We start from the raw sequence: 8,369 nt of genomic DNA on the forward strand, positions 1-8,369 counted from the left end.
TTGCGGGCGAAGAGCGCTGGAGCTAACTACTGCTGCGGCTGACTATCGCCGGAGCCGACTACTGCTGGCCGCCGAAGTCCTCCGGCGAGACCTGGTCGAGGAACTCGCGGAACTTCTCCACCTCGTCCTCCTGCTCGTCCGGGATCGCGATGCCCGCCTCGGCGAGCACCTCCTCGCTCCCGTAGATCGGAGTCCCCGTACGCAGCGCGAGGGCTATCGCGTCCGAAGGGCGGGCGCTCACCTCCACGCCGCCCGAGAAGACCAGCTCGGCGTAGAACACGCCCTCCCTGAGATCACTGATCCGGACCTCGGTGAGCTGCTGTCCCAGCGCCTCCAGCACGTCTTTGAAGAGGTCGTGCGTCAGTGGGCGCACCGGAGTCATGCCCTGTTGGGCGAAGGCGATCGCGGTCGCCTCACCAGGGCCGATCCAGATCGGCAGGTACCGATCGCCCCCTACCTCCCGCAGCAGCACGATCGGCTGGTTGGAAGGCATCTCCACCCGGACACCTACGACGTCGAGCTCATTCACAGTCGCAACCCTATGACCCATGCCCCGGATATGAAAGCGCAGCCGGTCCGAGGGGCCGTCACTGCGGGCCCGAGGGCCTGGCTCGTACAGCCCGGAAGTGGATCTGCGCCGGGCTCGGGCTTACATCTGCACTCCCAGCGCCTGGAGGCAAGCCAGGCCCGGCTCGGGCTTACATCCGGGCTCTCAGGCCGGCCTGGACCATCGCGGCGTGCAGGCGGACCGAGAGGGTCGCCAGTTCGCGCGCGGTGGCCTCGGCGTGGGCCCTGGTCTGCGGGTTGCGGTGGCGGCGCAGCGGCGCGACCACCTGGTCGACCAGCGACACCTCGCGGTCGGCCGCCGCCTTCATCGCCCGCAGGTGGCGCGGCTCCAGGCCGTACCGCCCGAGTTCGGCGACCAGCCTGGCGACCTGCAGCGCCTCCCCGTCGTACCCGCCGTCGGGCCCGGCGGCGACCAGCCCGTACGCCTCCCACTCGACGAGCTCGCGCTCCTCGGCCTCGGCGGCCGCGAGCAGCTCGGCCCGGCCGAGCCGGACGCCGGGCGCCGCGCCGGAGGCGGCGACCAGCTCCCGGTCCGCCTCCTCCAGCGGACCGGGCCTGATCTCGGGGGCGGGCAGCGCGGGCGGCGCCTCGCCACGCTCGATCGCGTCCAGGTGCTCGCGGATCACCCGCAGCGGCAGGTAGTGGTCCCGCTGGACGCGCAGCACGTACGCCAGCCGCTCCAGGTCGGCCGGGCTGAACTTGCGGTAGCCCGAGGGCGTCCGCTGCGGCTCGACCAGGCCCTCCGCCTCGAGGAAGCGGATCTTGGAGATGGTGACCTCGGGGAAGTCATCCCGAAGGAACGTCAGCACGGCGCCGATACTGAGCAGTTCGTCACCGCGCCGCCGTACCTCTCCCGCCCTGCGGGAGCCGGGTACGGACGTGGCCTCTACGGACGAAGAAGGGGTGTGCGCGGTCACTCGGTCTCCTGCCGACGTTGTGTTCAGTACCCCCGCTGGTGGCTGGCGAAGAACACCAGCCGGTACTTCCCGATCTGCACCTCGTCGCCGTTGTTGAGCGCCACCTCGTCGATCCGCTCCCGGTTCACGTACGTGCCGTTGAGGCTGCCCACGTCGGCCACCACGAAGCCGCCGGCCGGAATCCGGCGGAACTCCACGTGCCGCCGGGAGACCGTGACGTCGTCCAGGAAGATGTCACCCTCCGGGTGACGCCCGGCGGTGGTGATGTCGGCGTCGAGCAGGAAGCGGCTGCCGGAGTTCGGGCCGCGCTGCACGATCAGCAGGGCCGAGCCCGGCGGCAGCGCGTCGATCGCCGACAGCACCTCGGCCGACAGCGCCGGCGTGGCGCCGGTGCCGGTGGCGTTGGGGTCGTACGACTCCAGGCCGGAGATGGAGATGGTCGAGGTGGCCTCCACCGCACTCTCGGGCTGGAAGCCGCCACGCAGCGGGGAGCCGCAGTTGGAGCAGAACCGGGCCCCGACGGGGTTCTGGTTCCCGCACCTGGGGCACGGAGTGGTGCCAGCCATGTTCGAAGCCTCCTGGCGCGGCAGACCCGACGGGTCGTGCCCGGCGTAGGGATCCGGGGCAAACCCTCCACCAGTGGTTGAGGGTCCTGTCGGGAAACCTATGCGCGGCGCGCCCGAAGCATCGGCCGACGCGCCGTAGCCGGCCGAATTGCCGCCGACCTGCGCACCGGCACCGTCCCGGAACATCGGACGCTCGGCGTACTGGCCCTCCCCGGGCGCGGGCCGCATCCCGGGGACGCCGGCCTCCTCGTCCGCCCGGCGGTGGCGCGCCGTCGGCATCTCCACGGCGGCGGCCCGGCGGTTGTTACGGCCGAACAATTTCGAGAACAGACTCACGGGCGAATCCCCTTGCGTGTGACAGACCCGCCCGCGGGGCAGGGTGAGAATCTCGGACAGGCGGTGATCCCGGCATCCGGCCGGGGTCTAGCCAGTGGTGCGTCCCAGAGTGGTACGTCCAAGTGTCGCCGATGTGCCCCAAGTGTCCTGCACCGGGGGCGTCCGGCAGCTGACGGAGCGTGCGGTGGTCGCCCCGTCACTTCGCCGCCGGCTTGGCGTACTGGAGGGTCTTCGGGTCGGCCAGCGCGTCGACGACCACCTTCTGCTGCTCGGTGATGGTCGCGCGGGCCTGCTGCTTCTCCAGGGTGCGGACGACGCCGCCCGGGATGTTCAGCGCAGGCGTCAGGTCCTGCGGGTTCCCGACCACGGTGAAGCGGAACGGCTGCGACACGCTCCTGCCGTCGATCTGCACGCCGCCCACCGACGAGTCGGTGAAGTAGGTGCCGGCCACCACTCGCACATCGTTGATCTGAATCGCCTCCGCCCCCGCTGCTCTGAGTTCCTGCAGGGTGTCGAGCAGCATATCGGCCTTCACCTGCCCTTGGGGGTCATCGACCGTCAGTACGATGCCCGGACCTGTGGCCGTGACCGTACCGGCGAGCACACCGAGCTCCGCCGTCTTCTGCCTGGTCTGCTCCTGGGCTTCCTTGGCCTGGTTGGAACTGTTCTCCAGCTGGGTCAGGGACTGCTCCAGTTGCGCCTTCTCCTGCTGAAGACGCTGCTGACGGCTGTCCAGTTCGTCGAGAATCCGGACAAGATCCTCCTGCCGGGCACCACGCAGCTGGCTGTGGTCGTTGGTCGAACGCACCTGGATGGCCAGAGCCAGCCCGAGCGAGAACAGCAGCAGCGCCACCACCAGTTGCCCGCGCGAGAGGCGCGGCGGCCAGAGTGCCGCCTTCAGCCTGCGCCGCGCGTCGGACGGCGGCTCGGCGGGCGCGGTGGACTGAGCAGACCCAGCGGGCTGCACGGGCTCGGCCGGTCCAGCCGACGGCTCATCTGATGGATCGTCAACATCCGCTGCCTCCGGCACAGTTACCGGTTCAACCGCTGACTCCTCCGCCGCCGCCGGCTCCACCACTTCTTCATCCGGCAGCTGCTCGCTGCTCTTGTCCTGGTCCTTGTCCTCTTCCATGTCGCGTCCTCTCAGGCCCGGAAGACATGTCGGCGGATCGCGGCGGCATTGGAGAAGATCCGGATACCGAGCACGACCACCACGCCGGTGGAGAGCTGCGAGCCGACCCCGAGCTGGTCGCCGAGGAAGACGATCAGCGCGGCGACGACCACGTTGGAGAGGAACGACACCACGAAGACCTTGTCGTCGAAGATCCCGTCCAGCATCGCGCGCACCCCGCCGAAGACCGCGTCCACCGCCGCCACCACGGCGATCGGCAGATACGGCACCACGGCGTCGGGCACCGAGGGCTGGACGAAGAGGCCGACGACCACCCCGATGGCGAGGCCCAGTACGGCAATCACGGCTTTGGTGCTCCTGTCCCTGTGGTTGACGTCGCGGTGGGCGAGTCCGAAGTGAGTGGCTGCGCGTACCGCAGCGTGATGCCGAGCGCTGCGGGCACCGTCAGCTTCTTCTGTACCGAGAGTGTCGACCTGATCCCGTAGCTGTCCTGAATGATCTTCAGGTACCGCCCGGCCTCGTCGTCCTGGAAGGCCGCGGCCAGCCGGGGCCCGTCCCCGGCCACCAGCACCGTGTACGGCGGCACGAGCGGCCGGTTGTCGACCAGGATGGCGTCACCCGCCGCCCGGATCGCGGAGAGCACGGTGAGCCGCTGCCCGTTGACCGAGACGGCCTCGGCCCCCGCCTGCCAGAGCCCGTTCACGATCAGCTGGAGATCCCGGTCACGCAGTCGTCCGGTGTCGTGGAAGCCGTCCGCCAGACGAGGGTCACTCGCCGAGCCACCGCCGGTGCCCGAGGCGTCGTCGATCACCAGCTTCACGCCCGGCCCCGACACCTCACCCGTACCGACCCGCCCGGCCAGCTCGGCCAGGCTCCCGTTGCTGCCGGTCGGCAGTGCCTGCTGCTGGGCCCGGTCGACCTGGTGGCGGAGGTCCTGGATCTGCTTCTGCATCCGGTCGGCCGCGCCGGTCGAGTCGTTGACCCGTCGGACCAGCGCGTCGCGCTCCTTGGCCAGGGTCGGCTCGGCCTCGTGCGAGGTGACCGCACCCACCGTGACCACCGTGGTGGCGAGTGCCAGGCCGAGCGCGAGGATCAGCCGTCCCCGCAGCGAACCGGGCAGCCTGCTGGTCCCCTCACGGCCGTTCGCGCGGGCCGCCTCGGCGTAGCCGTCGTCCAGGCTGTGTTCCATCACGGTGGTCAGCAGGGACATCGAGGCGTCGGGACGGGCGAAACGCCCGTCCCGATCACTCGGCATCGGCTGTGCTGGCATGCGGAACATCGTCCCACGTCGCCGACCCACCGGGCGCACAGCCCCCGTCGTTCACCCGCTGATCACCCAGCGGGGGCGACAGGCCCGGTCGCCGCCCCCGCCGTCCCGTCCAAGAGCCCGTCCAACAGCCCGTTCAGCGCCCGGCGCCGTCCACCACCGCCGCCCACTCGTCGAGCAGCTGCTCGGTGGCCGCGTCGTCCGGGCCCTCGGCCCACAGATGCGTCACGGCCTCCGCCGGGTCGGGCAGCACCAGCGTCCAGCGCCCGTCCGGCTCGACCACCCGGACACCGTCCGTGGTGTCCAGCCGCCGGCTGCCCGCCGCCTCCACCACGGAACGCATGACCATGCCCTTCGCCGCCCACGGCGTCGCGATGTCCCGGCGCTGGATGTGCGCCTGCGGGATCCGCGCGTCGATCTGGCTCAGCGTGAGCTGCGTCCTGGCCACCAGCCCGAGCAGCCGGACGAAGGCCGCCGCACCGTCCAGCACCTCGCTGAACTCGGGGACGACGAACCCGCCACGCCCGTCCCCGCCGAACACCGTGCCGTCGGCCGCGGCGGCCTTGGCGAGGTCGTCCGGCGAGGTCGTCGTCCAGATGACCTGGGTGCCGTGGTACGCCGCGACCTGCTCGGCGATCCGCGTCGTGGTCACCGGCAGTGCGACCTGCCCGCTGCGCCGCTCGGCCGCGACCAGGTCGAGCAGCACCAGCAGTGCCCGGTCGTCCTGGATCACCCGGCCGAGCTCGTCCACGAACGAGACGCGTTCACCCACCGGGTCGAACCGCACCCCGAAGGCCGCCCGCGAGGAGGCCACCAGTTCACCGAGCCGGGCAAGTCCGGCCCGCCGCTCGTCGGCGTCCTCGGTCGGCCGGGCCTCGTCCAGCCCGCTGCTGACGGTGAGCGCCTCCACGCCGAGGCGGCCCAGGATGCTCGGCAGCACCAGCCCCGCACTGCCGTGCGCGGTGTCGACCACCACCTTCAGCCCGGACTCCCGGACACCAGTGGTGTCCACCGCCCGCAGCAGGTTGCCCGCGTAGGAGTCGAAGACACTCGACGGGAACGTCAGGTCACCGATCTCACCGGGGAAGGCACGCCGGTACTCCTGCCGCGCGTAGACCCGGTCGAGCTTGCGCTGACCGGCCTGCGAGAGGTCGGCGCCACGCTCGTCGAAGAACAGGATGTCCAGCGAGTCCGGCACACCGGGCGTGGTACGCAGGAAGATCCCACCGGCACTCCCACGCGCGGTGTGCTGCCGGGCGACCGGCATCGGGACGTTCTCCAGGTCTCGGACGTCGATCGCGCTGGTCTGCAACCCCGAGATCATCGCCCGTTTGAGCGCACGCGCACCACGCGAGTGGTCACGCGCGATGGTGACGGTGGCACCCTTCTTGAGCGTCGTCGCATACGCGCCGGCGAGCCGGACGGCCAGTTCCGGGGTGATCTCCACGTTGAGGATGCCGGAGACGCCACGCAGCCCGAAGAGATGCTCCTGCCCCCGGGACTCCCAGATCACCGAGGTGTTGACGAAGGCGCCGGCCTCGATGGTCTTGAACGGGTAGACCCGGACGTTGCCCGAGATGATCGACTCCTCGCCGATCAGGCACTCGTCGCCGATCACCGCACCGTCGTCGATCCGGGCGGCCCGCATCACATCGGTGTTCTTGCCGACCACACAGCCACGCAGGTTGCACTGCGGACCGATGTAGACGTTGTCGTGGATCACCGCCTTGTGCAGGAACGCACCACGCTTGACCACCACGTTGCTGCCGAGCACGGTGTGCTCGCGCAGCTCGACCCCGGCCTCGACCTTCGCGTAGTCGCCGATGTAGAGCGGCCCCCGCAGCACCGCCTCCGGGTCCACCTCCGCGCCCTCGGCCACCCAGACGCCCGGCGAGATCTCGAAGCCGTCCAGCTCGACCTCGACCTTGCCCTCCAGCACGTCCGCCTGGGCCTTCTGGTAGCTCTCGTGGGTGCCCACGTCCTCCCAGTAGCCCTCGGCGACGTAGCCGTAGACCGGCTTGCCATCCTTGAGCAGCTGCGGGAAGACGTCGCTCGACCAGTCGACCGACTCCCCCGCCGCCACGTAGTCGAAGACCTCCGGCTCCATCACGTAGATGCCGGTGTTCACCGTGTCCGAGAAGACCTGGCCCCAGGTCGGCTTCTCCAGGAAGCGTTCGACCCGCCCCTCGTCGTCCGTGATGGTGATACCGAATTCCAGCGGATTGGGCACCCTGGTCAGACAGACCGTGACGAGCGCGCCCTTCTCACGGTGGAAGGCCATCAGGTCCGAGAGATCGAAGTCGGTCAGCGCGTCGCCGGAGATCACCAGGAAGGAGTCGTCCCGGAGCGCGTCCTCCGCGTTTTTGACGCTCCCGGCCGTACCGAGCGGGGTCTCCTCATTGGCATATGTGAGGTGCATACCCAGCTCTTCGCCGTCCCCGAAGTAGTTCTTCACCAAGGAGGCCAAGAACTGCACGGTGACGACGGTGTCCGTGAGGCCGTGCCGCTTGAGCAGACGCAGGACGTGCTCCATGATCGGCCTGTTCACGACCGGAAGCAGCGGCTTGGGCATGCTCGAGGTCATCGGGCGGAGTCGGGTGCCCTCGCCCCCTGCCATCACAACGGCTTTCATTTCGGGTGCGTCCTCCTTCGAGGTTTTGAAAAACCCAGGGGTCCATCAAACCGTTCCAGAGCACCTCTACCCGGATAAGCACGCCCGACGCGCCACCGTGACGTGCGAATCGTCTCACCGGGGGAAGACGACGAAGCGGAAGGCGGGCCTCAGGCGGCCGCACCACCCAGGCGGTCCGCCTTAACGATCTGACGGGCCTGCACCGCGTACAGGATCGCGGACCACCAGTAGAGCGCCGTCCCCCACCAGATGAACGCCCAGCTGACCACCAGCGCGGGCGTGGCGACCCAGCTGTGACCCGCACCGATGAGCAGGAGTGGAAACCCGTACATCAGATTGAAGGTGGCAGCCTTGCCGAGAAAAGTCACCTGCAGCGGCCCGTATCCGTGCCGGTTCAGAATCGCCAGCACGGAGGCACCGAAGGCCTCCCGGGCCAACAGGATCGCCGTCACCCACCAGGGCAGAATCCCACGCCAGGTCAGCCCGACCAGCGTGGACAGCACGAACAGCCGGTCCGCCGCCGGGTCGAGGATCTGTCCGAGCCGGCTGATCTGCCCCCACCGACGGGCGAGCTTGCCATCCAGGTAGTCACTGATCCCGCTCAACATCAGGATCAGGATCGCCCAGCCGTCGTTGTTCGGACCGCCGAACTCCGGCCACAGAATCAGCCACAGGAAGATGGGCACACCCACCAGCCGAGCCATGCTGAGCAGGTTGGGAATGGTGAGGACACGGTCGGTCTGAACGCGCGTCTCCTGGACCTCCACCTGGGGGCCTCCTGTACGGTACGACAACTCTGCGGCACTGACCTTACAGCAGAAAAGCCCCCCATCCGTTCCCGGATGAGGGGCTTCCCTTGAATGATTGTTCGGCGGCGTCCTACTCTCCCACAGGGTCCCCCCTGCAGTACCATCGGCGCTACGAGGCTTAGCTTCCGGGTTCGGAATGTAAC

8 protein-coding genes and 1 rRNA gene are annotated in these 8,369 nt (G+C 69.4%); all 9 read right to left on the reverse strand.

From position 1 onward, the window contains the following. Positions 1 to 58: 58 nt before the first annotated feature. Entirely contained in the window at positions 59 to 529 is a 471-nt protein-coding gene (locus P3T29_RS28535; protein ID WP_280719553.1) for a bifunctional nuclease family protein, read from the reverse strand. 169 nt (positions 530 to 698) lie between these two features. Further along, positions 699 to 1,394, reverse strand: a complete 696-nt coding sequence (locus tag P3T29_RS28540; protein WP_280719561.1) for a MerR family transcriptional regulator — start codon at positions 1,392 to 1,394, stop codon at positions 699 to 701. A 113-nt stretch (positions 1,395 to 1,507) separates the two neighbouring features. Beyond that, positions 1,508 to 2,428, reverse strand: a complete 921-nt coding sequence (locus P3T29_RS28545; RefSeq protein ID WP_280719562.1) for an FHA domain-containing protein — start codon at positions 2,426 to 2,428, stop codon at positions 1,508 to 1,510. Between the two features lie 154 nt (positions 2,429 to 2,582). Further along, a complete protein-coding gene (locus P3T29_RS28550) occupies positions 2,583 to 3,518 on the reverse strand; it encodes a DUF881 domain-containing protein (protein ID WP_280719554.1) in 936 nt (311 codons plus the stop codon). An 11-nt stretch (positions 3,519 to 3,529) separates the two neighbouring features. Then, complete coding sequence (locus P3T29_RS28555) at positions 3,530 to 3,862, reverse strand: small basic family protein (RefSeq protein ID WP_280719555.1); 333 nt, start codon at positions 3,860 to 3,862, stop codon at positions 3,530 to 3,532. Further along, a complete protein-coding gene (locus P3T29_RS28560) occupies positions 3,859 to 4,797 on the reverse strand; it encodes a DUF881 domain-containing protein (protein WP_280719556.1) in 939 nt (312 codons plus the stop codon). Before P3T29_RS28560 ends, P3T29_RS28555 begins: the two co-directional genes overlap by 4 nt. Before the next feature lie 124 nt (positions 4,798 to 4,921). After that, on the reverse strand, positions 4,922 to 7,417 hold the full coding sequence (locus tag P3T29_RS28565) for a mannose-1-phosphate guanyltransferase (protein ID WP_280719557.1): 2,496 nt from the start codon (positions 7,415 to 7,417) through the stop codon (positions 4,922 to 4,924). A gap of 149 nt (positions 7,418 to 7,566) precedes the next feature. Then, the gene (locus P3T29_RS28570; RefSeq protein ID WP_280719558.1) at positions 7,567 to 8,184 is read right to left on the reverse strand and encodes a CDP-alcohol phosphatidyltransferase family protein; all 618 of its coding nucleotides are present in this window, start codon (positions 8,182 to 8,184) and stop codon (positions 7,567 to 7,569) included. Between the two features lie 99 nt (positions 8,185 to 8,283). Then, positions 8,284 to 8,369 (reverse strand): 5S ribosomal RNA (gene rrf / locus P3T29_RS28575); the annotation flags it as partial.

Origin of the sequence: Kitasatospora sp. MAP5-34 (assembly GCF_029894335.1) — a bacterium.
Taxonomy (GTDB): domain Bacteria; phylum Actinomycetota; class Actinomycetes; order Streptomycetales; family Streptomycetaceae; genus Kitasatospora.